Genomic DNA, 26595 nt, shown 5'->3' with positions numbered 1-26595 from the left:
CAATGGTGAGCATTCGACCAGAAACGTATCGCTTCACAACACCACGCATTTTTCTGGCATAACTAACGGCTGAACCATCCACCAGGAGAAAAACATGGAAATCAACATTGGCATCGCCGAACAGGACCGGGCAGCCATCGCCGAGGGCCTGTCGCGCCTGCTCGCCGACACCTACACCCTGTATCTGAAGACCCATAACTTCCATTGGAACGTCACGGGGCCGATGTTCAACACGCTGCACACCATGTTCGAAACCCAGTACACCGAACTCGCCATCGCCGTGGACGATATTGCCGAACGCATCCGCACGCTGGGATTCCCGGCGCCGGGCACCTACGCGGCATACGCCCGCCTGAGCTCGATCAGGGAAGAGGAAGGCGTCCCCTCCGCCGAAGAGATGATCAAGCTGTTGGTCGAAGGCCAGGAAGCCGTTGTACGAACCGCCCGCGGTATCTTCCCGCTACTGGACAAGGTCAACGACGAGCCGACCGCCGACCTCCTGACTCAACGCATGCAGAGCCACGAAAAAACTGCATGGATGCTGCGCAGCCTGCTTTCGGCCTAAGTTTCGCTACTGGGCGGAGCGCCACATGCGCTCTGCCCAGATCGCAACGCATCTGCTACGAAACAGCCCGTCTTCGAGCATTCTCCGCACCCGAAGCCACGACGGCGAACAGGCTCATTTGAGCCCCCTCCTCCTTTCCTGTTAAATACGCCGCGCTGCAGCCCGGACCCGCGCGGTTTCTCGAACAGTGTTCAGCCCTGACCCGACGAACGTTTTCCACGAGCTCCAGGCCTGCGGCTTCTCTGTCGTGTTATCAACCGTGAGCCATACAAGAATGTTAAAGATCGTCCATGTTCTGGCGGGCGTCATTGCCCTGCTGCTGTCCTTTGTTCCAAGCCTGCGCGGCGCAATGCCACTACTGCTGCAACCCGACGCCTTGTGCCTGCTGATGCTTGGCCTGCTGAACGTTCAATTCGCCCCATCTGCCCAGTTGATCGACAGCCGCACCCGGCCAGTCATAATCGCTGCGTCAGCGCTGCTGCTCCTGTCTATCGCGCTGCAGGCCGTCATCGTACTTGTAGCTTTGCCGCAGATCGCCGGCCAGCCCGCAACACTCGCCAGCCTGCTGCTCGCCCTTGTGGCCGTGCTGCTAAACCTCGCCACGCCACGCGGCCTGAGCAAGCAGGCAAAACCGGCTCGCACAAACCCCCGCGCGCCATCGGCAGCAGGGCGCGAGGCTGGCACCGTGAAATGGTTCAACACATCCAAGGGGTTCGGATTCATTTCCCGGGACAGCGGAGATGACGTATTCGTCCACTTTCGCGCCATCCGCGGCGAAGGACACCGCGTCCTGGTCGAGGGCCAGCGCGTGGAGTTCACCATCATGATGCGGGACAAGGGACTGCAGGCCGAAGACGTCGTCCCGATCGAGTAGGACGACCGAGCAAGCTGCCACGGGGCGAAGTCACCACGCCGCCCCGTTTCTCAATTCAATAATGCGGTGGAGGCGCCTCGTCCTCACCAGCGTCCATTGGAACCTGCATTTCCTCCTGACGTTTTGCCAGTGCGCGCAACTGAAGCTGCAGACGCTCCATGATCCGCTGTTGCTCGACGAGCACATCGTTCAGCGTCTGGATCATATCGTCCTGAAACGCCAGACGCGTTTCCAGATCCATCACTCTCGATTCAAGGCCCACAGTCATACTCCAAAACGAAAGTGATCGGTCAGCACCAACTTTAGCTTGTTCCTGATGGCTGCCACCTGCTCGTCACTGTAAGGCTTCGCCGGATGTCTGCCCCACACCGGCGCTGGCCAGGCAGCATCATCGCGTCGCCGCGCAATGACATGCATATGCAGCTGCCCGACGACATTACCAAGCGTGGCGACATTCATCTTGTCGGCGCCGAAGGTGTCCTTGACGGTCTCGGCCAGCGCAGTGGCCTCCTTCCACAGCGCCAGCTGATCAGCCGCATCCAGCTGAAACAACTCACTAATCTCTTCGCGACGCGGCACCAGAATGAACCAGGGATACTGGGCGTCGTTCATCAACAGCAACCGGCAGAGCGGGAAGTCACCAAGCAGCAACGTGTCCTGCTCCAGACGTGAATCAAGTACAAACATAAGACTCCCCTTGCGAAGCAAACCCCGCGCGAATGCGCCGTAGGAAACAGGTAAAAAGGATACCTCAGACATCCCAGACGACAACCTGGCAACCGCGCACAAGATTGGTGCCTGACCTGAGAAAACGCGCCGCCTTTCAGTGCAATGCGGCTCCAATATTTCTCCGCAACGCCCGATTAGCTCGATCATGAATTCTGAGTACGATTCTTGCTAGACGATCTATGCGAACGCTAGGGGCGCCTTCAAAACACCGCAATCAGCGTCACACAGCTTGCTCTAGCGCTGCACTAGAGCTAAACAGTACATTCTCTGGATGGCTTTTCGCGAGAGCAGCCAAAATTGGCTAAAGCCTGATGCGGGACTAAGAAGTTGCACCCTTTCCGCCCGTGCGCGGCAAGGTAAGCACCGTTTTTAAACCAAAGGAGCAATCACAATGAAAGTGATGAAGTGGAGCGTAATCGCCCTGGCCGTATCGGCGGGCACCTCCCAGATGGCGTTGGCCAGCCAGCAGTCGGAGTCCAAGGGATTCGTCGAAGATGCGAGCCTAGATCTGTTGCTGCGCAACACTTACTACAACCGTGATTACAAGGATGGTGCCGACGACGTACGGAGCTGGGGCCAGGGCTTTATCACTACCTTCGAGTCCGGTTTCACCCAAGGCACCATCGGAGTAGGCGTCGACGCCTATGGCCTGCTGGGCGTTCGCCTTGATGGCGGCCAAGGCTATAGTTATACCGCCATGTTCGAGCGCGACTCCAACAACGAGCCGGAGCGCGACCTTTCCCAGGCCGGCGCAGCTATCAAAGCCCAGTTCTCCAACACCGTGATCAAGTACGGCAACCAGATGCCGATGATGCCGGTGCTCGCCTATGACGACTCGCGCCTGCTGCCAGAGTCGTTTACTGGCACATTGATCACCAGCAATGAGATCGAAGGCCTCGAGCTGAATGCCGGTCGCTTCACCGCAGATAGCTCCATGCCATCTTCCAGCCGCGATGACGTAGGCCTGAAGAGCATTGATGTCGTAGGCGGTACCTATGCATTCAACGAGAACCTGAGCACGTCGCTCTACTACGCTGACAACGAAGACGTGGCCAAGAAGAAGTACGCCAACGTTAATTACGTCATGCCGTTCGGCGGCGATCAATCGCTCGCGTTCGATTTCAACATTTACGACAACAAGTACGACAAAGAAACATTCGGCGAAACCGAAGACACCACCATCTGGAGTCTCGCAGCCAAGTACTCAACTGGCGCGCATGCTTTCATCCTCGCTCACCAGCGCGTTACCGGTGACGGTGACTATCGCTATGACATCGGCGACGGCGGCAGCTCCATTTGGGTAGCTAACTCCTACTACTCCGACTTCAACTCCAAGGACGAGCGTTCCTGGCAGGCGAGCTATGAGCTGGACTTCGGCGGTTACGGCGTTCCCGGCCTGTTCTGGAAAACCGCTTATGTCTACGGCGACAACGTAGACACCGGCACTGGCGAAGGTAAGGAACGCGAGTTCTTCAACCAGGTCCAGTACGTCGTACAGAGCGGCCCGGCAAAAGATCTGTCGCTGAAGCTGCGCAACTCGATCTACCGTTCCAACAGCGACATGCGTGACTACTACAGCCCGGACCTCAACGAGATCCGTGCATTCATCGAATACCCGCTGAGCATCCTGTAACCCAGGCGCTCGGACCATTCGATGCAAACGGAGCCCGGCGAAAGCCGGGCTCTTTCGTTTCACCGCACATCCAGCGCGGCGCCCCGTCCTGTACGCCGCAATGCGCGCGCCGTACAATGCCGAGCCAAATTCCAGCCTCTTCTGCAAGGACACAACGGCCACATGCGCACCAGTCAGTTCCTGCTCTCGACCCTCAAAGAAACCCCATCCGATGCAGTGGTCATCAGTCACCAACTGATGCTGCGTGCCGGGATGATTCGCAAGCTGGCGTCCGGTCTCTACACCTGGATGCCGATGGGGCTGCGTGCGCTGCGAAAGGCCGAGGCCATCGTTCGCGAGGAAATGAACAAGGCAGGCGCCCTGGAAGTACTGATGCCGGCCATTCAGCCAGCCGAGCTCTGGCAGGAGTCCGGCCGCTGGGAGCAGTACGGCCCGGAGCTGCTGCGTCTGAAGGACCGCCACAATCGCGAATTCTGTGTCGGCCCGACCCACGAAGAGGTCATCACCGACCTGGCACGCAACGAGCTTCACAGCTACAAGCAGCTGCCGATCAACTTCTATCAGATCCAGACCAAGTTCCGCGACGAAATCCGTCCGCGCTTCGGCCTCATGCGCGGCCGCGAGTTCCTGATGAAGGACGCCTACTCCTTCCACCTGTCCCAGGAATCGCTGCAGGAAACCTACGACCGCATGCACGAGGCGTATTGCAACGTCTTCACGCGTCTCGGCCTCGACTTCCGTCCGGTGCAGGCCGATACCGGCTCCATTGGCGGAACCGGCTCGCACGAGTTCCACGTACTGGCCGAGTCTGGCGAAGACGACATCGCATTCAGCGACACCTCCGACTACGCCGCCAATATCGAGAAAGCTGAAGCCATTCCGCGCGAAACCGAACGTGCGATACCGAGTGAAGAACTGCGTCTGGTGGACACACCGAATGCCAAGACGATCATCGAACTCGTCGAGCAGTTCGGCCTCGCCATCGAGAAAACGGTGAAAACGCTGGTCGTTCATGGCGTCGAAGACGGCCAACTGATCGCCCTCATCGTACGCGGCGATCACGAACTCAACGAGATCAAGGCCGCCAACCTTGAGCAGGTTGCCAGCCCGTTGGTATTCGCCTCGGAAGCGGAAATCCGCGCCGCGATTGGTGCCGGCCCCGGTTCGCTGGGCCCACTGAACCTGACGATTCCCTGCGTCATCGACCGCTCGGTTGCGCTGATGAGCGATTTTGGTGCCGGCGCCAACGTCGACGACAAGCACTACTTCGGCCTGAACTGGGAGCGGGACCTGCCGCTACCGCAGATCGCCGATCTGCGTAATGTGGTTGCCGGTGATCCGAGCCCGGACGGACAGGGGAATCTGGTAATCAAACGCGGTATCGAGGTCGGCCATATCTTCCAGCTGGGCACCAAGTACAGCGAGGCGATGAACTGCCGGGTGATGGGCGAGAACGGCAAACCGGCCACTCTGATCATGGGCTGCTACGGCATCGGCGTATCCCGCGTGGTTGCCGCGGCGATCGAGCAGAACTACGACGACCGCGGCATTCTCTGGCCAGACGCGCTCGCGCCTTTCCAGATCGCCCTGGTACCGATGAAGTACGAAAATGAAGCGGTTCGTGAGGCTACCGACCGACTCTACGCCGAACTCACCGCAGCAGGTTACGAAGTGCTGCTCGACGATCGTGACAAAAAGACCAGCCCCGGCGTCAAATTCGCCGACATGGAGCTGATCGGCATCCCGCACCGCATTGTCATCAGTGATCGCGGACTGGCCGACGGCACCCTGGAATACAAGCACCGCCGCGACGCGCAGCCTCAGCTGGTCGCGACTGCTGACATCCTGTCCTTCATCAACTCGCGTGCTCATCACTGATCGGAAATCATGCTCAACCGACGTCTTGTCGTTTCAACCAGCGCCGCGCTCTGCGCGGCGTTGCTCCTTGGCGGCTGCGCCAATCACTTGCCGCAACGCAGCGAGCACGAGGCGCGCGTCGAGCGCAAACTGCTCGACCACAGTCTGCGCATCGAACTCGGTGAGCCCCAAGTGCTCGAACTGCCGCAGCGACGTATCCGCGTGCAAGAGCAGATGACATTCGAAGTCACCGATTTCGAAGTAACCCGCCGTTACGATCGCTATACGCCTTACCAGCCCTGGCGAGAGCTGTACGAGATTCCGCTGGGCGTCGTCGCAGTGGTCGCCGGCGTAGGCGCAAACGTGCTCAACGTGGTGATGCTCGGCAACATGCCAGAGAGCGCGACTCGCGACTGGATCAGCTACGGCTTCGCCGGCATCAACCCGTTCATGAACGCCGAGTCCAATGGCCGCTCGCAGCAGAACCTGGCCAGCCTCGACGAGCAACGCCGGGATGCGCGGCTCGAGTATACCAGCCTGCCTTGGGCGGAGCGTCCGGTGCTCGTCAGCGCCGGTCCGCACACTCACGAGCTGTCGACCGATCGTCACGGCGTCTTGCGCCTGAATCTTCTCGACGGGCCGTTCGCTGATCAGGACGTCACGCAGATCGGCAAGTTGCAGCTGTCGGTTGAGGATGAACAGGATGGCACCCGGGCCGAGGCCACGCTGCTGGTCAGCCACAAGCTGCGCGGCAAGCTGCAAGAAGCTCACGACCTGATCTTCGATGACCTGGAAGGCGACGACGTCGCGCAATGGGTGCATCGCGTCCGGCGCCTGTCCGAACTTGGTCTGGAAGAAGAAGCCAGCGAACTGGAGCAGAGCCTGATAGAGCTGACGCGCAACGACCCCGAGCTGCAACAGCACTTTCTGCAAAGTCTGATCGAAGGCAGCAACGGAAACTGAAACCGATGAAGACGCCTGCTCCTCTTCTCGCATTGCTGCTGGTGAGCGCCCTGCCGGCAGCAGCCAATATCCGTCAAGCGCCCGAACCCGAACTCCGCGACCTCATGCAGAGGACAGTCGCTGAGGCGGACAGCTTTCAGGATCGCTTCGATGCAGAGGTCTGGCTGGTCGACATGTCCGGCCGACTCAAGCGCTACATCCCCGATGCCGAAGAGCGGCTGTCGCTGCTCCGGCTCGTGCATCGCGAGGCGAGCAAGGCGGGCCTGAAGCCGGAACTGGTGTTGGCGCTGATCCATGCCGAAAGCCTATTCGACCGATTTGCAATCTCCAGCGTTGGCGCGCAGGGCATGATGCAGGTGATGCCATTCTGGAAAGCGGAACTGGGTCGACCGCAAGACAACCTCACCGACAACGCCACCAATCTTCGCTATGGCTGCACCATCCTCAGCTATTACCTGAACAAGGAAAATGGCGACATCAACCGGGCGCTCGCGCGCTACAACGGCAGCCTAGGGCAGAATCGCTATCCGGCCAAGGTGATCGGCTTCTGGCAGGATTTCTGGTACGTCAAACCCTGAGTCACCAGGCGGGCTACTCGCCCTTCAGCCGCGCCAGATGCACAAGGATGCCCTCGGCAGTCTGTTCGCCAACCAGGCGCTCTCGCACCTTCCCCTGGTCGTCAACCAGATAGGTCACCGGCAGCACCTCGCTACGCGGCAATTGCAGACGCTCGGCGGGATCATCACTAAGCACACGGAAGTCGATACCCAGCGCCTTGGCGGCTTGAGCGAGCTCTTCGCCGCGCAACTCGTCGAAGTTCACACCCAACACTGCCAGTCCCCGCTCGGTTTCGGACAAGGCGTTCAGCTCCGGAATCTCGGTGCGGCAGGGACCACACCATTCGGCCCAGTAATTGATCAGCAGCCATTGCCCCTGCAGCTGTGCTGCGGTCACTTCCTCCCCATGCTGGTCGAGCCCCCAATCCTTTTCGCAAGCAGACAGAAGCAGGCAGCTCAGCAGGAGCAGTAACGAGGCGATGGGTTTGGTCATGATGCTGATCCCTAACGTATACGGCGCGAGGATACCGCTAGGTTGCCGCCATGGCACGCTCTGAACAATCCTGACGCAGGCCGTGGCGGCGCCAAGTAACCGTCGCGCTTTTCGCCATTCTGCGAGTCCGGTCACGCGCGGCGGCGCTCAAGTGCACAGTTTTGCCGGACCAGCGCTGCCTATAATTCCGCACCCCATCACCGTATGCCAGTAGCGAAGCCATGTCCCAACTCCACGACAAACTGATCGGCACAGTACCCTCACGCATCGTCGAGCAAGCTGCCATCGCCCTCACTACCTATGACGGGCGCGTAGCTGAATTCAATGTCGCCGCCTGGCTGCAGCTACAGAGCCACGCAGGGCTCATGGTGTCTCTCGTCGCCAAATACCGTGATGGACAGCAGCAGCGAGAAGCGATCATCGATCACGGCCGCACCGATGGCGTAGGCAAGATCCTGCTGTCCGGCGTCGCGCGGCTACCAGTCCGGTACAAGATCGAGGAGTTGCAGATTCATCTGCGCCCAGCCGCCACGGTAGCTGCGATCACCGTCGAAGAGCTGTTCGCCCACCCGGTCGAGCCCGTAGCTGCCGAAATGAAAGCCGTCCAGGCCTGAATCAGCCACTGACTTTTTTCGGCTCCAACTGCTCGCTTGCCGATGCGGCGCGCGGGGCGTCGGTTGATTCCCCGTCCCTGACAACCAGGGATTCAGGCCATTGCGTAAAGCGAAGACCGGTAAGACGGTTCAATGCCTCGAGCGCCGCGTCTGGCGCTCTCTGGTGCAGATACAGGATGGTGCTGCGCTTGCCGTCCATTAGGTCTTCCCCTCAACTACTCCGAGCCATAGCCAGAAGCGTGCCATCGCCTCGAAAGCGCCGCCACGGCCTGTACTTACGCATCCGATCGCTCGAACAACCTGCCACTAAGCGCAGCGTCTCCACGCAAACACTCCCTTACTGACGATTTTTGTCACCACCTGATTGCAGCCAGTCGGCGAGGCTGCCACCGAACAGGCTGGCCTGCTCCTGCTGCAGCAGCTCCAATGACTGGCGCAACGTCGGATACCAGGGTTCGTCCAGCTGCTCGGGCAACGCTACACGTGCCGACAGCGGCCAGGGATTGCAGCGCAACAGTTGATCCAGACTGTAGTGGTTCAGATCCCGACAAAGCACCCAGCCCCCGGAGCCCGTCCGGCAGACCAGCTGCTCCTGTTCGAAGAACCCGAGTATGTCGTCCCACTCATCTTCGGGAAGACGCAGACCGGTCCTGTGCAGATCGCGCAGGCGCAGCTCCCGCCCCTCCTGCTGACGCTCGTGCAGGTTGCGCAACAGCATCAGCATGACCAGCAGACGTGGCAGCGGCCGACGGCGCCATTGCTGCGATGAGGACAGGCCGCATACCAGCTCAGCGCCGAAGAGCACGATCATCCAGGACAGATAGACCCATAGCAGAAACAACGGGACCGCCGCGAAAGCACCATAGATCAGCTGATAGCTCGGGAAATAGCTGACGTACAGGCCGAACAGCTGCTTGGCCGCCTCGAACAACACAGCGGTGAATATGCCTCCCGCCAGAGCATGTCGTAACGGGACGCGGGTATTGGGCACCGCGGCGTAGATCAGGGTGAACGCCGCCACGCTGAGCAGCAAAGGCATGACCTTGATCAGCGTGCCGACGCCAATGAGCGCGTACGGCCCCGAAATCAGCGATAGCGAGGCGATGTAGGTACTGGTGGCAAATCCTGCGCCGAGCAGCAGCGGCCCAAGGCTGAGAATCGCCCAGTACAGCAGAAAACTGGATACCCCTCGTCGTGGTTGTCGTACGCGCCAGATGGTATTGAACGCCTTCTCGATGGTCAGCAGCATCATCAATGCGGTAGCCATGAGAAACCCGACCCCGAACCAGGTGAGTTGCCGCGCCTGGCTGGTGAACGCAAGCAGATATTCCTGGATGGTCGCGCCGGTGGACGGGATGAAATTGTTGAATATGTAGAACTGGATCTGCTCGCCTACACCTTTGAAAGCGGGAATCGCCGACAGCATGGCGAACGTGACGGTCATCATCGGCACCACGGCGAACAGGGTCGTGTAGGTCAGGGCCGCCGCGCTATGCGGACCTTGATCGGACAAAAAGCGCCGAACCAGGAAGCGACCGAACTCGAGGGCATTGTCGATGCGCTGATGCATCCCTTCTCCTTGTTACAGCTGCCTGGAGCCGTTGGCTCGACAGTGCTCATCGTCAAAAGACCCGGATCAGACCGAAAGCCTGCCCGGATCACCCGCGCTGCACATTTCGGTGAGCGCCATGTTGGGGGTTAGAATGGCCACCTCATCCGGCGAGACGCAACCACAAATGACCGAACTCACGCTGTATCACAACCCTCGCTGCTCCAAATCGCGCGGCGCCCTGGAGCTGCTTGAAGCCCGCGGTCTGACGCCCGAAATCGTGCGCTACCTGGAAACGCCCCCCACCGCAGCCCAACTCTGTGCTCTGCTGAACAAGCTGGGGCTCACCGCCCGGCAACTGCTGCGTACAGGCGAAGAAGAGTACAAAAGCCTCGACCTGGCCAATCCTGAACTCAGCGAAGCAGAACTGATCGACGCCATGATCGAGCACCCTCGCCTGATCGAACGCCCGATCCTGGTCGCGGGCAACAAGGCGATCATCGGCCGCCCGCCGGAAAAAGTGCTGGAGATCTTGCCGTGAGCACGCCCTACATTCTGGTGCTGTACTACAGCCGCCACGGGGCTACAGCCGAAATGGCCAGACAAATTGCTCGCGGCGTGGAAATGGCTGGGCTGGAAGCGCGTCTGCGCACCGTACCTGCCGTGTCCACCGAGTGCGAAGCGGTCTCGCCCACCATTCCCGACTCCGGTGCACTGTATGCGACCCTCGAAGACCTGAAGAATTGCGCCGGCCTTGCGCTAGGTAGCCCCACTCGCTTCGGCAATATGGCGGCCCCCCTGAAATACTTTCTCGACGGCACCAGCGGCCTCTGGCTGACCGGCGAGCTGGTCGGCAAGCCAGCCGGCGTGTTCACCTCGACCTCCAGCTTGCACGGCGGACAGGAAAGCACCCTGCTGTCGATGCTGCTGCCGCTGCTGCACCACGGCATGCTGGTGCTCGGCCTGCCTTACAGCGAGAACGGGCTGCTGGAAACCCGCGGTGGTGGCACGCCTTACGGGCCTAGTCACCATGCCGGCGCGGACGGCAAGCGTTTGCTCGACGAACACGAAATCGCCCTCTGTCGCGCCCTCGGGCAGCGCCTGGCACACACGGCACAGCGGCTGGAGATGTCCCTTGGCTAAGAAGCGTAAACCGCTGCCATCACTGGAGTGGCTGACCCCGCGGGTCAAATCCAGCCGAGCGATAAGCCTTGCCAGCTTCATCGGCCTCGCAGTGCTACTGGTCGTCTGGAACCTGGCCTTTGCCGACCTGCACGGAGCCAGAACCTGGGTTGTCGTCAGCATCCAGCTCATTCCACTATTGCTGGTTGCACCAGGGATGATCGCTGGCAGCCCGAGGGCGCACGCCTGGCTCTGCTTTATCGTCAATCTGTACTTCATTCAGGGCCTGCTCGCGGCGATCGACCCGGCGCGGATGATCTACGGCCTGCTGGAGGCCGGACTGAGCCTGACATTGTTCATCGCGGCGCTGCTCTACACCCGCTGGAGCTATCAGTACGAACGCAAGGCCGCGGGCGAGGCGTGAGGGCAGCTGATCACGGCGAAAACTGCTTCAGTGTTTTCGCCGACGTCGCCTAGTGGCCTGTGCGGTGAGTTGGTTGAGGCAAGTTCGGATGAGCGTGGCTGCGAGACAAGACGATGCGACGAGCCATAGCGGGGCTATGGTAAGGAACAGCAACGCAGTATCAGGGCCATGGGCGCCGAAATTGACCAGCTGAACTTACCAAACAGGCCACTGGCTACCAGCCGAGCGTTTCCTTGAGGAAAGGGATGGTCAGTTTGCGTTGCGCCTGCAGCGAGGCCTGATCCAGCTGATCGAGCAACTCGAACAGCGCGCTCATGCTGCGTGAGCCACGGGTCAGGATGAAGCGACCAACGTCATCCGGCAGATTCAGCCCACGACGCGAGGCTCGCAGCTGCAGGGCGCGTAGCTTGTCCTCGTCGGACAGCTGTTGCAGCTGGAAAACCAGCGCCAGACTCAAACGAGATTTGAGGTCGGGCAGCGCAATCGACAACTCGCGCGGCGAGGCGTCCGCCGCCAGCAATAACCGTCGGCCGGCGTCACGCAGGCGGTTGAACAGATGGAACAACGCCTCCTCCCATACCGCGTCCCCGGCCACCGCATCGAGATCGTCCAGGCAGACCAGCTCGCTCTGCTCGAGGTTGTCGAGCAAGGCCGGACCATATTCGGCCACTTCCGCCAACGGCAGATAGACAGCCAACTCTCCGCGCTCCTCCACCCGCAGGCAGGCAGCTTGCAGCAGATGGCTACGGCCGACACCGGCCTGCCCCCAGAGATAGATCAACTCATCGGACCAGCCCGCAGCAGGTGAACACAGCCGCTCGACATAGCCGAGTGCGGCTGCATTGGCGCCAGGGTAGAAGTTGGCGAAGGTGGCGTCGTCGCGCAGACGGACGCCCAGGGGGAGCTGGATGGGTTTCATGGCTGGCTGGGTGGTTCGGCCGGTGCACCGGCGGGCTCGGCGTAAAGGTCCGAGAGTTTATAGAGATCGTGCACGTGGCGCAGCAGAACCATGATCACCGCCGCCACCGGCAGTGCCAGCAGCACACCGGTAAAACCGAACAGCTGACCACCGGCGAGCACCGCAAAAATCACCGCCACCGGATGCAGCCCAATGCGGTCGCCGACCAGTAACGGCGTCAGCAGCATCCCCTCGAGCATCTGCCCTACCGTGAATACCGCCGCCACGCCCAGCAGCGGGTAAGGTGCCAGCCCGAACTGAAAGAGCACAGCGACCACCGCCGCACCGATGCCGACGACGAAGCCCATATAGGGCACGATGCTGGCGAGGCCGGCAAGAACGCCTATCAACAGCCCCAGTTCGAGCCCGACCAGCATGAGGCCGGACGCATAGATGATTGCCAATGCCAGCATGACCAGCAACTGGCCGCGGAGGAATGCGCCGATCACCTCATGGCACTCGCTCATCAGACGCACCACCATGCCCTCACCGCGGCGCGGCAGCAGGCTGCGCAGCTTGAGCATGATCAAATCCCAGTCGCGCATCAGATAGAAGCTCACCACCGGTATGAGCAGCAGGTTGCCGATCCATGCCAGCAGGGCCAGCCCCGACGCGGTGGCTCGGCTCAACACCACGCCGAGGACGTCGGTGGTGCTGCCCAGGTGTGCAGCGAATGCGGCCTTCAGCTGATCGAGACGCCAGAAGTTGTCTTCCAGCCCGAACTGCGCCTGCACCCAGGGCAACGCCTGATGCTGCAACCAGTCCAGCGCCAGCGGCGCCAGCTGGTAGAGCTTCACCAGCTGCTTGCCGAGCATCGGCAGCAACACCAGCAATATCAGCAACATCAGCAGACTGAACAGGGCGAATACGACGATCACCCCCCAGGTACGCGACAGCCCCCAGCGCTCCAGGCGATCGACCAGCGGATCTCCGAGATAGGCCAGCAGGATGCCGATGAGAAAAGGGGTGAGGATCGGCGTCAGCAGATATACCAGCCAGGCGCACAAGAGCACGCCTGCCAGCCAGAGCCAGCGGTTCGAATCGTTCATGGTCACTCTATGCCTTCCGTGCAGGACAGTCGCCGATATAGGAATTGCGTCATCACCAGCGGTAACGCATCACCGTGCCGCTCTCGGGCGACGCAGGCGCATTGTCGGGCTCGCCAACCACACCGCCCTCATCCATCGGCTGCCGTGCATCCAGTGGTGCCTCGTCTTCGGCGACTTCATGCAAACGCGCCAGTGCCAGCTGAGCGCGCAACTGCTCCGGACTGGCGTTGACGCGATATACCAGACGATCACTTTCCACCCGCAGCAGGTTGCCACCAAAGGGTTCGAGCAAGCGATCCAGCTCCGCGAATCTCGCGACATCGGCCCCTAAGATCTCCAGGGTGATGTCCGACGCGGCGCCTGGCGCAACCACATAGCGTGGCGCCAGGTACTCACTGACTGACAGCATTACCGCGTCCGCCAGTCCCTCGAGGGTTTCCGCCTCAGCCTTGCCGTCGCGCTGCTCGTCGTCGAGCCAGACGCTCCACTGCGCTTGCCAGCGGGAATCGGCTTCTCGCGCATGGACCGCCAGCAGTACGTCGGCATCGTAGCGCTCGGACGCCTCGCCCAGCGTCTCCCGGCTGTTCGCGCCGAATGCGTCCGGCGTCGCCAGCAGCTGTTCGGACAGATCCGCCAGCGGCAGGCGCAACGGCAGGCCACGGTGCTGCGCGGCGGCACGCACTGGCGCAGCGCTGCGCTGATCGTCGCCAAGCAACTGGGTGCCCTCGACCCGCTCGTTCAGCCACCAGACCAGAAGCGTCGGCCGGTTCGCACCCCACAGCGACAAGCCGGCACTACGCAGGCTGCGCTCCGTGGTGCCTGGATCGAAGTCGACGACGATATGGTCGTGCTCGTAACCATACTTGCTGATCAGTTGCTGCGGGTCCTTGCGCAGCTCAGCGACGGCCTCGCGCTTGCTTGCCTGCGCATCGCCGGTCAGGCGCAACAGCAAGGTATCGAAAGCCCGCTGCAACGCAGCTGCGCGCTCCTCGCTCTGCTCGCCGGAAACAGGCTCACGCACCTGATACAGACCCCTGAGCTGTTCGGCCTGACCGGGCAATGACGCCCCCAGCGCAAGGCACAGAATGAGTAAGCGGTAGACAAGGCGCATGATTGATTCTCGCAGGCCGCCGGACCCCGGGGCAGGAAGTAGAGGAAACAGGACGCTACACCTTAAACAGCCGGCCCAGAGCCGGCAACCGCCTACCTCACAGATGCCCGACTCAAAATGCGCCCCCCGCGCCATCGCAGCTGCCGGGATGGCCGCTGCGCGGCAAGCCTGATAAAATCGCGCGCTTTCCGCAGACCGGTTCCGGCGCTTGTACGAGCCCGGCATTCAGTACCCAGGCAAACGCGACGCAGGTGGATTCAGCCCCGGCGTCAACCGGCCACTCTGGTGACAACACCAGTCGCCGGAAACGGTTAGCCCTGGCGTGGATGCAGCACCCGACCGGTCGACACCCGCACTCCTTTCACAGGTCCGGATTCTATGAGCAAGCAACCCTCCCTCAGCTACAAGGACGCTGGCGTCGATATCGATGCAGGCGAAGCGCTGGTCGAACGCATCAAAGGCGTGGCCAAGCGCACCGCACGACCTGAGGTAATGGGCGGCCTGGGCGGCTTCGGCGCCCTGTGCGAAATCCCGGCAGGCTATAAGCAGCCGGTGCTGGTATCCGGTACCGACGGCGTCGGCACCAAGCTGCGCCTGGCACTGAATCTGAACAAGCACGACAGCATCGGCCAGGATCTGGTCGCCATGTGCGTCAACGATCTGGTGGTCTGTGGCGCCGAGCCGCTGTTCTTCCTCGACTACTACGCCACCGGCAAGCTCAACGTCGACGTGGCCGCCACCGTGGTGACCGGCATCGGCGCCGGCTGCGAACTGGCCGGCTGTTCGCTGGTCGGCGGCGAAACCGCCGAGATGCCTGGCATGTACGAGGGTGAAGACTACGACCTGGCCGGCTTCTGCGTCGGCGTAGTGGAAAAGAGCGAGATCATCGACGGCTCGAAAGTCGCCGCGGGCGACGCGCTGATCGCCCTGCCCTCCTCGGGCCCGCACTCCAACGGCTACTCACTGATTCGCAAGATCCTCGAAGTGTCCGCCACCGACATCGAGAACACCCAGCTGGACGGCAAGCCGCTGGCCGACCTGCTGATGGCGCCGACGCGCATCTACGTCAAGCCGCTGCTCAAGCTGATCAAGGACACCGGTGCGGTCAAGGCCATGGCCCACATCACCGGCGGCGGCCTGCTCGACAACATCCCACGGGTATTGCCTGACAACGCCCAGGCGATCATCGACGTCGCCAGCTGGCAGCGCCCGGCAGTGTTCGACTTCCTGCAGGAAAAAGGCAACGTCGACGAACACGAAATGCACCGCGTGCTCAACTGTGGCGTCGGCATGGTCATCTGCGTCGCCCAGGATCAGGTTGAGCCGGCCCTGGCCAATCTGCGCGCATCCGGCGAATCGCCCTGGGTAATCGGTACGATCGCCACCGCGGCGCAAGATGCCGAACGAGTCCGGCTGAACAACCTGAAACAGCACTGATGACCGCAAGCTGCAATGTGGTGGTGCTGATTTCAGGGTCCGGCAGCAATCTGCAGGCGCTGATCGACAGCCAGGCCGAAGACAATCCGGCGCGTATCCGCGCCGTGATTTCCAACCGGGCCGATGCATTCGGCCTGACGCGGGCGCAAGACGCCGACATCCCCACAGCAGTGCTCGATCACAAGGCCTTCGATGGCCGTGAGTCGTTCGACGCCGCGCTGATGGCAGTAATCGACGAACATGCGCCGGATCTGGTGATCCTCGCCGGGTTCATGCGCATTCTCACGCCAGGCTTCGTCCGCCACTACCAGGGCCGCCTGCTGAACATCCATCCTTCGCTACTACCCAAGTACAAGGGCCTCGATACCCATCGCAGAGCACTGGAAGCGGGCGACAGCGAACACGGTTGCAGCGTGCATTTTGTCACCGAGGAGCTGGACGGCGGCCCGGTCGCTATCCAGGCGGCGCTGGCGGTGGAGCCTGGTGAAAACATCGAGCAGCTGACGCAGCGCGTGCATTCGGCCGAGCACCAGATCTACCCGCTGGCCATGCGCTGGTTCGCCGAAGGGCGCTTGCGCCTCGCCGAACAAGGCGCGATGCTGGACGACGTCAACCTGCCGGCCTCCGGCTATCAGATCAGAATCTAGGAGATACCATGCGTCGCGCTTTGCTGCTCGCTCTCGCCGTGCTGACCCTGCCGGTCCAAGCCCTGGAGCTTAAGCCCTTCTCCGCTAGCTACACCGCCGACTGGAAGCAGGTTCCGGTCAGTGGCACAGCTCAGCGCAGCCTCGAGCAGCTGGACGATGGCAACTGGAGGCTGGATTTCGAGGCCTCCATGCTGGTCGCCAGTCTCAACGAGCGCAGCACGTTCCGCACCGAGGGCGATACCTTCCTGCCACAGACCTATCGCCTCAAGCGCAGCGGCCTGGGCAAGGGCAAGCGTGTCGAGCACCGCTTCGACTGGGACAACAAGCAGGTCGAAGGCAGTGACCGGGGTGATCCGGTCAAGCTGCCGCTGCATCGCGGTTTGCTGGACAAATCCACCTACCAACTGGCGCTGCAGCACGAAGTCGCGGCCGGCAAGCAGAGCATGAGCTATCAGGTGGTCGATGGCGACGAGATCGAAACCTACGATTTCCGCGTACTGGGCGAAGACAAGGTCAGCACCAAAGCCGGCCAGGTCGATGCCATCAAGGTCGAGCGCGTGCGCGACCCAACGCAGAGCAAGCGTGAAACCATCCTCTGGTTCGCCAAGGACTGGGACTACCTGCTGGTCCGCCTGCATCAGGTCGAGACGGACGGCAAGGAATACCAGATCATGCTCGAAGAAGGCCGTGTCGGCGGCAAGACCGTCAAAGGCAACTGAGTCATCGCGGCGGGCCTTCGCGACCGCCGCCTCCCACCTGCTTCGAGTTTCCGATGACCTCTTCACGCCCCCTGCTGATTGCACTGCTCCTGTCCCTGGCCGGTTGCCAGTCATTCTTCGCCGAGCGCCCTCCGGCCAAGGCGGCAACCGAACGCCTGCAGGGTGAAGTTCGACAAGTCGACGGCCAGCTTCAGTTGCAGAGCTGCCAGGGGCAACGGACGTTGAAACTGCTGAGCAAGGACACCGGGTTGCAGGACGACGTGCAGGTGCTGCTGACCGATGATCAGGACCCACTGTTCGCCGACCTGCGTGGCACCCTCAGTCAGGCCGAACCGGACGGTACTGGCCAACTCGCGTTGACCCGCATCTATCGCCTGCAGCGCGAAGGCCACGGCTGTGGCGAGGAGAACTTCAAGCAGATGATCCTGCGCGCCAGCGGTCATGAACCAGGCTGGATGCTGACCGTAACCACCCGCGGCATGCTGCTCGTTCGGCCGGGGCAATCACCGATCGCCCTGCCTTATCTGGAAGAGCAGCTTCCCGGTGGCCAGTTCAGTTTCACCAGCGAGGCCAACCAGCAGCGCCTTGACCTGTGGGTTGCACCGCAGCGCTGTGTCGACAGTGCCAGCGGCACGGTCAGCCACCTCACTGCAGAGCTCCGTCTGGACGGCCAGACATTGCGCGGTTGCGCCTACTACGGTGGCGCACGCGACGACTGATCTCACGAATGCGGGGCGTTCGCCGCGCTCATCCTGAAAGAACTGCATCCATGAACAACGCCCTGAATCTGCTGCACCCATACCCCTTCGAGAAGCTGCGTGGCCTGCTCGCTGGCGCACAGCCGCCTGCCGACAAGCGTGCCATCGCGCTGTCGATTGGCGAGCCGAAGCATCGCTCGCCGGACTTCGTTGCCCAGGCACTGGCGGACAACCTTGATCAGCTGGCGGTCTATCCGACCACACTCGGCATTCCGGCGCTGCGCGAAGCCATCGCGCGCTGGTGCGAGCGGCGCTTCGGCCTCGCCGCAGATGCACTGGACCCGGCGCAGCACGTGTTGCCGGTCAACGGTACGCGCGAGGCACTGTTCGCCTTCACCCAGGCCGTGGTGGATCGCTCAGCGGACGGTCTGGTGGTCAGCCCGAACCCGTTCTATCAGATCTACGAAGGCGCAGCCCTGCTCGCCGGCGCCACGCCTCATTACCTGCCATGCCTCGAGCAGAACGGCTTCAACCCGGACTTCGATGCCGTGCCGGCGGATGTCTGGCAGCGCTGCCAGATTCTCTTCCTCTGTTCACCGGGCAACCCGACCGGTGCGCTGGTGCCGCTGGAGACGCTAAAAAAGCTGATCGCGCTGGCCGACCAGTACGACTTCGTCATTGCCGCCGACGAGTGCTACAGCGAGCTGTACTTCGACGAGGCTAGTCCACCTGCAGGGCTGCTCACCGCCTGTGCAGCACTGGGTCGCACCGATTACAAGCGCTGCGTGGTGTTCCATAGCCTGTCGAAGCGCTCGAACCTGCCGGGGCTGCGTTCGGGCTTCGTCGCCGGTGATGCCGATATCCTCAAGTCCTTCCTGCTCTACCGCACCTATCATGGCTGCGCCATGCCCGTGCAGACCCAGCTGGCGAGCATCGCGGCCTGGAACGACGAGATTCACGTGCGCGCCAACCGCGAGCTGTATCGCGCCAAGTTCGATGCCGTGCTGGAAATACTCGCGCCGGTCATGGACGTGCAACGCCCCGATGGTGGCTTTTATCTATGGCCGAAAACGCCGATGGACGATCAACAGTTCACCCGCGAGCTGTTCGCCCGCGAGCATGTCACCGTGGTGCCGGGTTCCTACCTGTCGCGCGAAGTGGACGGCATGTCCCCCGGCGTCGGCCGCGTGCGTATGGCACTGGTTGCGCCGCTGGCCGAATGCATCGAGGCGGCGCAACGCATTCGCCACTTCATCGAAACGTTCTGATTGCGCACCGGGCGGCTTGGCCGCCCGGCTTGATGACGTTCAGGCAACGCCCGGCGGGATCGCATCCTTGCCATAGTCGCGCAGTTTTTCCAGATTCTCCGGCTTCATGTGCTCGGGTATGTCTGCGCCCTGATGCTCGTCGCGGGATGTGGGATTGGCCTTATCAAGCGCCTCCTCGGTACGCTCGTCGTGATCGCTCATGTGCTGCCTCCTGTTCAGATGGCGTGTTCTTCCCATATCAGCTCGCCTTCGTCGCTGACCTCTATAACTTTAGTCAAAGCTGCCTCGGCAATCGCGTCGGCCTCGGACGCCAGATCGTAGCGACGGCCATCTGCGATCTTGAATACGTGTACATGCTCGTCGCTGTCGCGCCGTTTGATGGCGATAACCGCTTCGAACGCATCCTCGGCAGGCACCGCCGAAGAAATCGCTTCGAAATTCTCGAAATGCTTGCGTGCCATTACTCGTCACCTCACCGTTGCGATTGTCATCAATGGACAACACCATCGGTGTAAAAGGTCGAGAGCCCTCGCCGAACGACGGCCCGGCGGCAAGTTCGAACGTTGGAAGGCACACGGAGAACCTGCCATGAACATGACTGAACACTACGTACAAAACGAGCCCAGCCGTACAGAGGTCGACGCCATGCAGGGGGCGCTGCTGCTGGAGTTCGGCACTGCCTGGTGCGGCCACTGCCGAGCAGCTCAGCCACTACTGGCAAAGGCCCTGGCTGAGCGCAGCGGCATTTGTCATCTGAAGATCGAGGACGGCCCGGGCCGCCCGCTGGGACGCTCGTTTCGGGTCAAGCTCTGGCCGACCCTGATCCTGCTGAAGAATGGCCAGGAGCTCGCGCGCGTCGTGCGCCCGCTGAACGAGCAGGCGATCGAGCAGGCGCTAGGCGAGACGGGGAAGGGATGAGAGAGACAGTTCGCGAGCCACCTGCCGCGCAGCGCTCTTCGAGGCGAGAAGGCATGCTCGCCTCCATAGCCCGGCGAGGCGTGGCATAATCCGCCGTCCAGTTTTGCAGGAGTCTTGGAGAGTCGTTTATGTCCGAATCAGATCAGCGGTTGTGCCTATACGGAATCAAAGCCTGCGACACGATGAAAAAGGCCCGTACCTGGCTCGACGAACACGGACTGGACTACGACTTCCACGACTACAAGAACGTCGGCATAGACCGCACCCACCTGGAAGCCTGGTGCAATGAACACGGCTGGCAGACCGTTCTCAACCGTGCAGGCACCACCTTCCGCAAGCTGGACGACGCTGCAAAGGCCGATCTTGACCAGGCCCGGGCCATCGAGCTGATGTTGGCCCAACCGTCGATGATCAAACGCCCTGTACTCGACTTGGGCGGTAAGACCCTGATTGGCTTCAAGCCCGATCGTTACGCTGCCGAAGTGGCAGCGCCGAACTGATAGCCGCCCAACAGACGGCGCGGCCGACAAAAAGGAAATTCTATGTCCGCAACCCTATTCAGCCTCGCCTTTGGCGTTGGCACCCAGAACCGTCAAGGCGACTGGCTGGAAGTCTTCTACGCACAACCGCTGCTGCAACCTGCCGGCGAGCTGGTAGCTGCCGTCGCCCCGCTGCTCGGCTATGCCGGCGGCAATCAGGCAATCAGCATCACCACTACCCAGGCTGCACAGCTGGCCGATGCCCTGAAGCCGCTCGACGCTACCCAGTACGCGCTGCTGACCCGCCTGGCCGAAAGCCAGCGCCCGCTGGTCGCCACCCTGCTCGCCGAAGACGCGCCGCTTACCTCGACCCCGGAGGCCTACCTCAAGCTGCACCTGCTTTCACACCGGCTGGCCAAGCCGCATGGTCTGAACCTGACCGGCATCTTCCCGCTGCTGCCCAACGTCGCCTGGACCAACCAGGGCGCGGTGGACCTGAGCGAACTGGCCGAGCGCCAGCTGGAAGCACGCCTGAAGGGCGATCTGCTGGAAGTCTTCTCGGTGGACAAGTTCCCGAAGATGACCGATTACGTGGTCCCTGCCGGCGTGCGTATCGCCGACAGCGCGCGCATTCGCCTCGGTGCCTATGTGGGTGAAGGCACAACCGTGATGCACGAGGGCTTCATCAACTTCAACGCCGGTACCGCCGGCCCGGGCATGATCGAAGGCCGCGTCTCCGCTGGCGTGTTCGTCGGCAAGGGATCGGACCTCGGCGGCGGCTGCTCGACCATGGGCACCCTGTCCGGTGGCGGCAACATCGTCATCTCCGTCGGCGAAGGCTGCCTGATCGGCGCGAATGCCGGCATCGGCATCCCGCTGGGCGACCACAACACCGTGGAGTCGGGCCTGTACATCACGGCCGGCACCAAGGTCAGCCTGCTCGACGACGGCGATCAACTGGTCAAAGTGGTCAAGGCGCGCGAGCTGGCCGGCCAGAGCGACCTGCTGTTCCGTCGCAACTCGCAGACCGGCGCGGTGGAGTGCAAGACCCACAAGTCGGCCATCGAGCTGAACGAGGCGCTGCACGCGCATAACTGAGCAGGAGCAGCGGCAAGCTGCGAGCCATGAGCGCCTGCCTTGCCGCATCCCCTGCAGCTGGAGGTTTGCCGCTTATGGCCCTGTTTTCTCCCTGGCGTGCCGACTTCCCTGCCCTGGCGGTGCTCGAAGCGCAAGGCCAGACCTATCTCGACAGCGCCGCCACGGCACAGAAGCCGCAGGCGCTGATCGATGCTCTCAGCGGCTACTACACCTGCGGCGCCGCCAATGTGCACCGCGCCCAGCACCAGCCCGCCGAACGCGCAACTCGCGCTTACGAAGACTCGCGCATCAAGGTGGCGAAATGGCTGAACGCGGCTTCGCCCACTGAAATCGTATTCACCCGCGGCGCGACGGAAGCGCTGAATCTGCTCGCCTACGGACTGGAACATCTGATCGGAGCCGGTGACGAGATCGTCATCAGCGCCCTCGAACATCACGCCAACCTGCTGCCCTGGCAACAGCTGGCCAAACGGCGCAACGCCAGACTGCAGGTGCTACCGATCGATACCGCCGGGCGCATCGACCTGGCCGCAGCTGCCGCGCTGGTCGGGCCGCGTACCCGACTGCTGGCGGTGAGTCAGCTGTCCAACGTGCTGGGTGGCTGGCAACCGCTGGACGACCTGCTGCACCTGGCCAAGACCCAAGGTGCGCTGACCATCGTCGACGGTGCGCAGGGCGTGGTGCACGGCCGTCACGACATGACCACGCTGGGTTGCGATTTCTACGTGCTCTCCAGCCATAAGCTCTACGGGCCGGATGGCGTCGGCGTACTGTACGGCCGCGGCGAATCGCTGCTGCAGCTGCGTCACTGGCAGTTCGGCGGCGAGATGGTGCGCATCGCCGATTATCAACACGCCGAGTTCCATGCCGCGCCCCTGGGCTTCGAGGCCGGCACGCCGCCGATCTCCGGCGTCATCGGTCTCGGCGCCACGCTGGACTATCTGGCTGGACTCGACGTTGCTGCGGTCGAGCGTCACGAGCGGGCATTGCACGACCAGCTGCTCGCCGGGCTTGCCGCACGCAACGGCGTTCGCCTGCTCGGCTCGCCGCAGGTTGCGCTGGCCAGCTTCGTTGTCGAAGGCGTGCATCATTCCGACCTGGGGCATCTGCTCACCGAACAGGGCATCGCGGTGCGCAGCGGCAATCACTGCGCCATGCCGCTGATGAAACACCTTGGTCTGGATGGCGCGACACGCGTCTCGCTCGGGCTGTACAACGACAGTGCCGACCTCGAGCGCTTCTTTAGCGCCCTCGATCAGGCCCTGGAGTTACTGCGATGAGCGACTTGGCGCAAGCCGCTGGCGAAGCGCTGGAGGCATTCAGCCAGGCGCCCGGCTGGGAGCAGCGCGCACGTTTGCTGATGCAATGGGGTGAGCGGCTGGCACCGTTGGATGAAGATGAACGCAGCGAAACGAATCAGGTATCGGGCTGCGAAAGCCGCGTGTGGCTGGTCGGCGAACGACAGGACGGCTGCTGGCATTTTCGCGCCGCCAGTGATGCCCGGCTCATCCGCGGCCTGTTGGCGGTACTGCTGGCAAGAGTCAACGGCCTGGAAGCTGCCGATCTGGCCGAAGTGGACATGGCCGACTGGTTCGCCCGTCTTGGCCTTTCGCGGCAATTGTCGCCTTCGCGCAGCAATGGCATGAATGCCGTGCTGCAGCGAATGCGTGAGCTGACCGGCTGAGCCGGCCAGGGCGAATCAGCGCTTGCGCAGGATCACGCTGCCGATCGAGTAGCCCGCACCGAACGAGCTGAGCACACCGAGGCTGCCGCTGGGCAGGTCGTCCTGGTGCTTGTGGAAGGCGATCACCGAGCCGGCCGAACTGGTATTGGCGTAGGTATCGAGGATCACCGGCGCCTCTTCCTCGGTGGCGTCGCGGCCCAGCAGGCGGCGCACGATCAGGTGGTTCATGTTCAGGTTGGCCTGATGCAGCCAGAAACGCTTCACCGATTCCACAACGATGTCGTTCTCAGCCAGGTGCTCACCGATCAGCTCCGCCACCATCGGGCAGACTTCCTTGAACACCTTGCGACCTTCCTGGATGAACAGCTTGTCCGGATCGTTCATGTGTTCTTCGGCAGCACGGTTGAGAAAGCCGAAGTTGTTGCGGATGTTGTTGGAAAACTCGGTCACCAGCTTGGTACTGATGACGTCCCACTGCTGCGCCGAGGTCGCCAGATCTTCGCGCTCGATGATTACCGCGGTGCAGGCGTCGCCGAAGATGAAATGGCTGTCGCGGTCGCGGAAGTTCATATGCCCGGTACAGATCTCGGGGTTGACCATCAGGATCGCGCGCGCCTGGCCCAGCTTGATGCTGTTGACCGCGTTCTGGATGCCGAACGTGGCCGACGAGCACGCCACGTTCATGTCGAAGCCGAAACCCTTGATCCCCAGTGCCGCCTGCACTTCGATGGCGACTGCCGGATAGGCGCGCTGCAGGTTGGAGCAGGCAACGATCACGCCGTCGATGTCCGCAGCGGTCTTGCCGGCGCGGGCCAGCGCTTCTTCGGCTGCCTTGACCGACATCTCGCAGAGAATCGACCACTCGTCATTGCTGCGCTCGGGAATGCGCGGAACCATGCGCTCGGGATCGAGGATGCCGGCCTTGTCGGTAACGTAGCGGCTCTTGATGCCGGAAGCCTTTTCGATGAAGGCGGAGCTGGACTCGGGCAGCGGCTGGATCTCGCCGGCCTCGATGGCAGCGGCATTCTCGCTGTTGAAGCGATGAACGTAGGTGTTGAAGGACTCCACTAGCTCATCGTTGGAAATGCTGTTGGCAGGGGTATAAAGGCCGGTACCGCTGATGACGACGTTATACACGGTCGTTCCTCTCGAATGGCTTGGATCGTTTTCTGACGTTGGGACGGCAGCAACAGGACTCGGCCAGTCACGATCATTCCAGCGCCTCTTATGGCGGCTATTGTGCATGAAAATCTGAAAGAATCCGTAACATTGCGCTTATAACGGGTAGGTAATTAAGTCTTTTGTCACATCCGAATGTGACCGCTCAGTCCGAAAATGAAGAGAGCGCCGAATGGCGCCCTCTTCTGTCCTCAATGATGTACTTAAGTCCCTATTTGATGCCCTGTCCAAGTACGACGCCATCCACCTCCTGTCCATAGAGATTCACACCGTCGTTGGCGTGGTAGCGAACTCGCGTCTTTTCCACCGAGCCTTCGACCAGACGCGGGTCCTGAGGCCGCTCATGGCTGTTCATGTATGCGGCCACGTGCCAAGCATCCTCGTCGCTGAGCGAACCACCCTTGCCCAGCGGCATGCTCTCCTTGATGAAGGCCGCGGCGGTGTTGATCCGGTGCATGCCGGCACCCCAGTTGAACGAGTCCTTACCCCATAACGGTGGGAACACATACGCGCCACCCGCCTGCTGGCCCTGGCCGTTGTCGCTGTGACAGACCGCGCACTGCTCGGCATAGATCTGCTTGCCCTTGGCAATATCGAAACCACCTTTGGGCTGTGGGACTTCAGGATAGGCCCGCCCCGGCAGCTCCTGGCCTGTCGGAGCACCAGTGGAAAGCCAGTAGGAATAGGCCGTCAGGGCATTGATCACATGGCTATCGGCTGCCGGCGGCTTGCCGTTCATGCTGAACTGGAAACAGCCCTGTATCCGCTCGGCGTAGCTGTTGACCTTGTCATTCTTCTTCCGGTAAGCCGGATACATCGGATACGCGCCCCACAGCGGCGCTGAGTTGGCCTTGCGCCCCTGATCGAGGTGGCAATTGGTGCAATTCATGCCGTTGCCGACGTATTCGGCGGCGTACTTCTGCGTGTCGACGAAGATCGCCCGGCCGTGCTGCACCAGCTCGCCATAGGCGTTGGCCGGCAGATCCTTTTCCTGCGGTGGCTGGAAGAAGTTCTCACCTGCGCCCTTGGCGGCTTTCTGTGTCAGCTGGGACTGGTCGTCCATCTTGATCTCGGCCGCCAGCGACGCACCGCTGACCGCCATGGCCAGCATCGTTAACCAGTAGGTTCTCATTGGCTGCCCCCCTTGTGCTCCAGGCCGGCAAAGTACTCGGCGACGGCCTGCACTTCGTCGTCGGTCATCGCGCGGGCGATATGACCCATCAGATCGTTCGGATCGTTTTTGCGCGTACCCTGACGCCAGGCATTGAGCTGCGCGCTGAGGTATTGCGTCGACTGCCCGGCCAGCGGCGGAAAGCTCTCACCGACCCCAATGCCAGCGGGACCATGGCAGGCCACGCACTCGGGAATGTTGCGTTCCCAAGCACCACGAAGGGCAAGGCGCGGCCCCACACCTTCCGCCTTTTCCGCCCGACCGATACTGGCGAAAACCGGCGCTGGCCTGGCTTCGAGCATGGCCGCCACGGCATCCATCTCTTCGTCGCTCAAGGCCGCAGCAATCGGCTGCATGACCGGATTGCTTCTGGCACCGGAGCGGAAGTCCTCGAGCTGCTTGCGCGTATATCCGGCGGATATCCCGGCGAGGCGTGGAAAGCCGGCCGCCGCCATCCCCATCGCATCGGCACCGTGGCACGTGCCACACGCCATCGCCGCAGGGTTGGCGCCGCCCTGCGCGTAGATTTTTTGCCCATCGGCAGCCTGTGCCTGCATCGTCAGTAACAACGCAGCCACACCGGCCAGGGGCCAGTGAGTGAGTTTCATGAAAGGCCTCATCAGCGGTTGTAGTTATGCTTGCCGCCACCGGCGTGGTCTTCGCCAACGCTCGGGTTCTATCGATGGTGTGCGGCAGCTTGTCGCAGAAGCGACGCTACCACATCGCCACGGCGGCCCTCCAGAAACAGAATAAGCTTAGAACTGCTTTGCATATACCAGACACAGCGGCCCGCTGCGCA

The 26595-nt window shown here is 62.0% G+C and carries 33 protein-coding genes; 20 read left to right on the top strand and 13 right to left on the bottom strand.

All coding sequences use genetic code 11. The annotated features are described in order from the left end of the window. Nucleotides 1-94: 94 nt before the first annotated feature. Nucleotides 95-565 carry a Dps family protein gene (locus LLJ08_RS06615; RefSeq protein WP_228208530.1) on the top strand — a complete coding sequence of 157 codons (471 nt, stop codon included), beginning with the start codon at nt 95-97 and terminating at the stop codon, nt 563-565. Between the two features lie 274 nt (nt 566-839). After that, on the top strand, nt 840-1439 hold the full coding sequence (locus LLJ08_RS21010; RefSeq protein ID WP_272877198.1) for a cold-shock protein: 600 nt from the start codon (nt 840-842) through the stop codon (nt 1437-1439). 55 nt (nt 1440-1494) lie between these two features. On the opposite strand, the gene LLJ08_RS06605 is transcribed toward LLJ08_RS21010, so the two are convergent. After that, nucleotides 1495-1701 carry a SlyX family protein gene (locus tag LLJ08_RS06605; protein ID WP_228208529.1) on the bottom strand — a complete coding sequence of 69 codons (207 nt, stop codon included), beginning with the start codon at nt 1699-1701 and terminating at the stop codon, nt 1495-1497. Between the two features lie 2 nt (nt 1702-1703). After that, entirely contained in the window at nt 1704-2126 is a 423-nt protein-coding gene (locus LLJ08_RS06600; RefSeq protein WP_228208906.1) for an HIT family protein, read from the bottom strand. Between the two features lie 433 nt (nt 2127-2559). Between LLJ08_RS06600 and LLJ08_RS06595 the strand changes: the two genes are divergently transcribed. The 4 genes from LLJ08_RS06595 to LLJ08_RS06580 all read left to right on the top strand — a co-directional run bounded on the left by LLJ08_RS06595 (nt 2560) and on the right by LLJ08_RS06580 (nt 7199). After that, entirely contained in the window at nt 2560-3801 is a 1242-nt protein-coding gene (locus tag LLJ08_RS06595) for an OprD family porin (RefSeq protein WP_101274767.1), read from the top strand. Between the two features lie 162 nt (nt 3802-3963). Next, on the top strand, nt 3964-5679 hold the full coding sequence (locus tag LLJ08_RS06590; protein WP_228208528.1) for a proline--tRNA ligase: 1716 nt from the start codon (nt 3964-3966) through the stop codon (nt 5677-5679). Between the two features lie 9 nt (nt 5680-5688). Beyond that, nucleotides 5689-6621, top strand: a complete 933-nt coding sequence (locus LLJ08_RS06585; protein WP_228208527.1) for a hypothetical protein — start codon at nt 5689-5691, stop codon at nt 6619-6621. 5 nt (nt 6622-6626) lie between these two features. Further along, a complete protein-coding gene (locus LLJ08_RS06580) occupies nt 6627-7199 on the top strand; it encodes a lytic transglycosylase domain-containing protein (protein WP_228208526.1) in 573 nt (190 codons plus the stop codon). A gap of 13 nt (nt 7200-7212) precedes the next feature. On the opposite strand, the gene LLJ08_RS06575 is transcribed toward LLJ08_RS06580, so the two are convergent. Further along, nucleotides 7213-7671, bottom strand: a complete 459-nt coding sequence (locus LLJ08_RS06575) for a TlpA family protein disulfide reductase (protein ID WP_228208525.1) — start codon at nt 7669-7671, stop codon at nt 7213-7215. 221 nt (nt 7672-7892) lie between these two features. Between LLJ08_RS06575 and LLJ08_RS06570 the strand changes: the two genes are divergently transcribed. Further along, nucleotides 7893-8285, top strand: a complete 393-nt coding sequence (locus tag LLJ08_RS06570) for a hypothetical protein (RefSeq protein ID WP_228208524.1) — start codon at nt 7893-7895, stop codon at nt 8283-8285. Nucleotide 8286: 1 nt separating this feature from the next. Here the strand turns inward: LLJ08_RS06570 and LLJ08_RS06565 are convergent, their stop codons facing one another. Beyond that, complete coding sequence (locus LLJ08_RS06565) at nt 8287-8484, bottom strand: hypothetical protein (protein ID WP_003299047.1); 198 nt, start codon at nt 8482-8484, stop codon at nt 8287-8289. A gap of 138 nt (nt 8485-8622) precedes the next feature. Then, the gene (locus LLJ08_RS06560; RefSeq protein ID WP_228208523.1) at nt 8623-9855 is read right to left on the bottom strand and encodes a virulence factor BrkB family protein; all 1233 of its coding nucleotides are present in this window, start codon (nt 9853-9855) and stop codon (nt 8623-8625) included. Between the two features lie 166 nt (nt 9856-10021). Here LLJ08_RS06560 and arsC point away from each other — a divergent pair, with 166 nt between their 5' ends. From arsC to LLJ08_RS06545, 3 genes are read left to right on the top strand one after another with little or no spacing between them, the layout of a single operon-like run. Next, nucleotides 10022-10375, top strand: coding sequence for an arsenate reductase (glutaredoxin) (gene arsC, locus LLJ08_RS06555; protein WP_228208905.1), 354 nt, complete (start codon nt 10022-10024; stop codon nt 10373-10375). Further along, nucleotides 10372-10977 carry an NAD(P)H:quinone oxidoreductase gene (gene wrbA / locus LLJ08_RS06550; protein WP_228208522.1) on the top strand — a complete coding sequence of 202 codons (606 nt, stop codon included), beginning with the start codon at nt 10372-10374 and terminating at the stop codon, nt 10975-10977. Before arsC ends, wrbA begins: the two co-directional genes overlap by 4 nt. Continuing rightward, entirely contained in the window at nt 10970-11380 is a 411-nt protein-coding gene (locus LLJ08_RS06545) for a DUF2069 domain-containing protein (protein WP_228208521.1), read from the top strand. Before wrbA ends, LLJ08_RS06545 begins: the two co-directional genes overlap by 8 nt. Nucleotides 11381-11594: 214 nt before the next feature. Here LLJ08_RS06545 and hda read toward each other — a convergent pair whose 3' ends face one another. The 3 genes from hda to LLJ08_RS06530 are packed head-to-tail and all read right to left on the bottom strand — an operon-like array spanning nt 11595 to nt 14498. Next, nucleotides 11595-12299 (bottom strand): DnaA regulatory inactivator Hda, encoded by a 705-nt coding sequence (gene hda, locus LLJ08_RS06540; RefSeq protein WP_228208520.1) that lies wholly within the window; start codon nt 12297-12299, stop codon nt 11595-11597. Then, a complete protein-coding gene (locus LLJ08_RS06535; protein WP_228208519.1) occupies nt 12296-13387 on the bottom strand; it encodes an AI-2E family transporter in 1092 nt (363 codons plus the stop codon). The genes hda and LLJ08_RS06535 overlap by 4 nt, the downstream gene beginning before the upstream one ends. 52 nt (nt 13388-13439) lie before the next feature. After that, complete coding sequence (locus LLJ08_RS06530) at nt 13440-14498, bottom strand: DUF2066 domain-containing protein (RefSeq protein WP_228208518.1); 1059 nt, start codon at nt 14496-14498, stop codon at nt 13440-13442. A gap of 378 nt (nt 14499-14876) precedes the next feature. On the opposite strand from LLJ08_RS06530, the gene purM reads away from it, so the two are divergent. The 5 genes from purM to dapC are packed head-to-tail and all read left to right on the top strand — an operon-like array spanning nt 14877 to nt 19267. Next, on the top strand, nt 14877-15935 hold the full coding sequence (gene purM / locus LLJ08_RS06525) for a phosphoribosylformylglycinamidine cyclo-ligase (protein WP_125861505.1): 1059 nt from the start codon (nt 14877-14879) through the stop codon (nt 15933-15935). Beyond that, nucleotides 15935-16582, top strand: a complete 648-nt coding sequence (gene purN / locus LLJ08_RS06520; protein WP_125861504.1) for a phosphoribosylglycinamide formyltransferase — start codon at nt 15935-15937, stop codon at nt 16580-16582. Before purM ends, purN begins: the two co-directional genes overlap by 1 nt. 8 nt (nt 16583-16590) lie before the next feature. Further along, nucleotides 16591-17301 (top strand): DUF3108 domain-containing protein, encoded by a 711-nt coding sequence (locus LLJ08_RS06515; protein WP_014821062.1) that lies wholly within the window; start codon nt 16591-16593, stop codon nt 17299-17301. A gap of 53 nt (nt 17302-17354) precedes the next feature. Then, a complete protein-coding gene (locus tag LLJ08_RS06510) occupies nt 17355-18020 on the top strand; it encodes a COG3650 family protein (RefSeq protein ID WP_228208517.1) in 666 nt (221 codons plus the stop codon). Between the two features lie 50 nt (nt 18021-18070). Then, nucleotides 18071-19267, top strand: coding sequence for a succinyldiaminopimelate transaminase (dapC, locus tag LLJ08_RS06505; protein ID WP_044314471.1), 1197 nt, complete (start codon nt 18071-18073; stop codon nt 19265-19267). 39 nt (nt 19268-19306) lie between these two features. Here dapC and LLJ08_RS06500 read toward each other — a convergent pair whose 3' ends face one another. Both LLJ08_RS06500 and LLJ08_RS06495 read right to left on the bottom strand, forming a co-directional pair. Next, entirely contained in the window at nt 19307-19468 is a 162-nt protein-coding gene (locus LLJ08_RS06500; RefSeq protein ID WP_023446281.1) for a hypothetical protein, read from the bottom strand. Between the two features lie 14 nt (nt 19469-19482). After that, a complete protein-coding gene (locus tag LLJ08_RS06495; protein ID WP_014821066.1) occupies nt 19483-19728 on the bottom strand; it encodes a hypothetical protein in 246 nt (81 codons plus the stop codon). A gap of 127 nt (nt 19729-19855) precedes the next feature. On the opposite strand from LLJ08_RS06495, the gene LLJ08_RS06490 reads away from it, so the two are divergent. The 5 genes from LLJ08_RS06490 (at nt 19856) to LLJ08_RS06470 (ending at nt 23446) form a co-directional block, all read left to right on the top strand. After that, complete coding sequence (locus LLJ08_RS06490) at nt 19856-20185, top strand: thioredoxin family protein (RefSeq protein WP_014821067.1); 330 nt, start codon at nt 19856-19858, stop codon at nt 20183-20185. Nucleotides 20186-20313: 128 nt separating this feature from the next. Continuing rightward, on the top strand, nt 20314-20685 hold the full coding sequence (locus tag LLJ08_RS06485) for an ArsC family reductase (protein WP_014821068.1): 372 nt from the start codon (nt 20314-20316) through the stop codon (nt 20683-20685). Nucleotides 20686-20727: 42 nt separating this feature from the next. Continuing rightward, nucleotides 20728-21762: a 2,3,4,5-tetrahydropyridine-2,6-dicarboxylate N-succinyltransferase gene (dapD, locus tag LLJ08_RS06480; protein ID WP_228208516.1), complete on the top strand. Its 1035-nt coding sequence runs from the start codon at nt 20728-20730 to the stop codon at nt 21760-21762. 74 nt (nt 21763-21836) lie between these two features. Beyond that, entirely contained in the window at nt 21837-23042 is a 1206-nt protein-coding gene (locus tag LLJ08_RS06475; RefSeq protein ID WP_125897014.1) for an aminotransferase class V-fold PLP-dependent enzyme, read from the top strand. After that, nucleotides 23039-23446, top strand: coding sequence for a SufE family protein (locus LLJ08_RS06470; RefSeq protein ID WP_228208515.1), 408 nt, complete (start codon nt 23039-23041; stop codon nt 23444-23446). Before LLJ08_RS06475 ends, LLJ08_RS06470 begins: the two co-directional genes overlap by 4 nt. Before the next feature lie 15 nt (nt 23447-23461). Here LLJ08_RS06470 and LLJ08_RS06465 read toward each other — a convergent pair whose 3' ends face one another. From LLJ08_RS06465 to LLJ08_RS06455, 3 genes are all read right to left on the bottom strand, one after another. Next, on the bottom strand, nt 23462-24583 hold the full coding sequence (locus LLJ08_RS06465) for a beta-ketoacyl-ACP synthase III (RefSeq protein ID WP_228208514.1): 1122 nt from the start codon (nt 24581-24583) through the stop codon (nt 23462-23464). 253 nt (nt 24584-24836) lie between these two features. Next, the gene (locus LLJ08_RS06460) at nt 24837-25757 is read right to left on the bottom strand and encodes a c-type cytochrome (RefSeq protein WP_101274753.1); all 921 of its coding nucleotides are present in this window, start codon (nt 25755-25757) and stop codon (nt 24837-24839) included. Further along, a complete protein-coding gene (locus LLJ08_RS06455; RefSeq protein ID WP_023446287.1) occupies nt 25754-26404 on the bottom strand; it encodes a c-type cytochrome in 651 nt (216 codons plus the stop codon). Before LLJ08_RS06455 ends, LLJ08_RS06460 begins: the two co-directional genes overlap by 4 nt. Nucleotides 26405-26595 lie beyond the last annotated feature (191 nt).

The organism is Stutzerimonas chloritidismutans, from assembly GCF_020783375.1.
In the GTDB taxonomy this organism is placed as follows: domain Bacteria; phylum Pseudomonadota; class Gammaproteobacteria; order Pseudomonadales; family Pseudomonadaceae; genus Stutzerimonas; species Stutzerimonas kunmingensis.
The sequence above is the reverse complement of the archived record's forward strand: the minus strand, read 5'-3'. Positions and strand labels throughout refer to the sequence as shown.

Bases quoted from the DNA above. Each gene is read 5' to 3' on its own strand.
- LLJ08_RS06615 (WP_228208530.1), top strand. From the start codon at position 95: ATGGAAATCAACATTGGCATCGCCGAACAGGACCGGGCAGCCATCGCC.
- LLJ08_RS21010 (WP_272877198.1), top strand. From the start codon at position 840: ATGTTAAAGATCGTCCATGTTCTGGCGGGCGTCATTGCCCTGCTGCTG.
- LLJ08_RS06600 (WP_228208906.1), bottom strand. From the start codon at position 2,126: ATGTTTGTACTTGATTCACGTCTGGAGCAGGACACGTTGCTGCTTGGT.
- LLJ08_RS06595 (WP_101274767.1), top strand. From the start codon at position 2,560: ATGAAAGTGATGAAGTGGAGCGTAATCGCCCTGGCCGTATCGGCGGGC.
- LLJ08_RS06590 (WP_228208528.1), top strand. From the start codon at position 3,964: ATGCGCACCAGTCAGTTCCTGCTCTCGACCCTCAAAGAAACCCCATCC.
- LLJ08_RS06585 (WP_228208527.1), top strand. From the start codon at position 5,689: ATGCTCAACCGACGTCTTGTCGTTTCAACCAGCGCCGCGCTCTGCGCG.
- LLJ08_RS06580 (WP_228208526.1), top strand. From the start codon at position 6,627: ATGAAGACGCCTGCTCCTCTTCTCGCATTGCTGCTGGTGAGCGCCCTG.
- LLJ08_RS06575 (WP_228208525.1), bottom strand. From the start codon at position 7,671: ATGACCAAACCCATCGCCTCGTTACTGCTCCTGCTGAGCTGCCTGCTT.
- LLJ08_RS06570 (WP_228208524.1), top strand. From the start codon at position 7,893: ATGTCCCAACTCCACGACAAACTGATCGGCACAGTACCCTCACGCATC.
- LLJ08_RS06565 (WP_003299047.1), bottom strand. From the start codon at position 8,484: ATGGACGGCAAGCGCAGCACCATCCTGTATCTGCACCAGAGAGCGCCA.
- LLJ08_RS06560 (WP_228208523.1), bottom strand. From the start codon at position 9,855: ATGCATCAGCGCATCGACAATGCCCTCGAGTTCGGTCGCTTCCTGGTT.
- arsC (WP_228208905.1), top strand. From the start codon at position 10,022: ATGACCGAACTCACGCTGTATCACAACCCTCGCTGCTCCAAATCGCGC.
- hda (WP_228208520.1), bottom strand. From the start codon at position 12,299: ATGAAACCCATCCAGCTCCCCCTGGGCGTCCGTCTGCGCGACGACGCC.
- LLJ08_RS06535 (WP_228208519.1), bottom strand. From the start codon at position 13,387: ATGAACGATTCGAACCGCTGGCTCTGGCTGGCAGGCGTGCTCTTGTGC.
- LLJ08_RS06530 (WP_228208518.1), bottom strand. From the start codon at position 14,498: ATGCGCCTTGTCTACCGCTTACTCATTCTGTGCCTTGCGCTGGGGGCG.
- purM (WP_125861505.1), top strand. From the start codon at position 14,877: ATGAGCAAGCAACCCTCCCTCAGCTACAAGGACGCTGGCGTCGATATC.
- purN (WP_125861504.1), top strand. From the start codon at position 15,935: ATGACCGCAAGCTGCAATGTGGTGGTGCTGATTTCAGGGTCCGGCAGC.
- LLJ08_RS06515 (WP_014821062.1), top strand. From the start codon at position 16,591: ATGCGTCGCGCTTTGCTGCTCGCTCTCGCCGTGCTGACCCTGCCGGTC.
- LLJ08_RS06510 (WP_228208517.1), top strand. From the start codon at position 17,355: ATGACCTCTTCACGCCCCCTGCTGATTGCACTGCTCCTGTCCCTGGCC.
- dapC (WP_044314471.1), top strand. From the start codon at position 18,071: ATGAACAACGCCCTGAATCTGCTGCACCCATACCCCTTCGAGAAGCTG.
- LLJ08_RS06500 (WP_023446281.1), bottom strand. From the start codon at position 19,468: ATGAGCGATCACGACGAGCGTACCGAGGAGGCGCTTGATAAGGCCAAT.
- LLJ08_RS06495 (WP_014821066.1), bottom strand. From the start codon at position 19,728: ATGGCACGCAAGCATTTCGAGAATTTCGAAGCGATTTCTTCGGCGGTG.
- LLJ08_RS06490 (WP_014821067.1), top strand. From the start codon at position 19,856: ATGAACATGACTGAACACTACGTACAAAACGAGCCCAGCCGTACAGAG.
- LLJ08_RS06485 (WP_014821068.1), top strand. From the start codon at position 20,314: ATGTCCGAATCAGATCAGCGGTTGTGCCTATACGGAATCAAAGCCTGC.
- dapD (WP_228208516.1), top strand. From the start codon at position 20,728: ATGTCCGCAACCCTATTCAGCCTCGCCTTTGGCGTTGGCACCCAGAAC.
- LLJ08_RS06475 (WP_125897014.1), top strand. From the start codon at position 21,837: ATGGCCCTGTTTTCTCCCTGGCGTGCCGACTTCCCTGCCCTGGCGGTG.
- LLJ08_RS06470 (WP_228208515.1), top strand. From the start codon at position 23,039: ATGAGCGACTTGGCGCAAGCCGCTGGCGAAGCGCTGGAGGCATTCAGC.
- LLJ08_RS06460 (WP_101274753.1), bottom strand. From the start codon at position 25,757: ATGAGAACCTACTGGTTAACGATGCTGGCCATGGCGGTCAGCGGTGCG.
- LLJ08_RS06455 (WP_023446287.1), bottom strand. From the start codon at position 26,404: ATGAAACTCACTCACTGGCCCCTGGCCGGTGTGGCTGCGTTGTTACTG.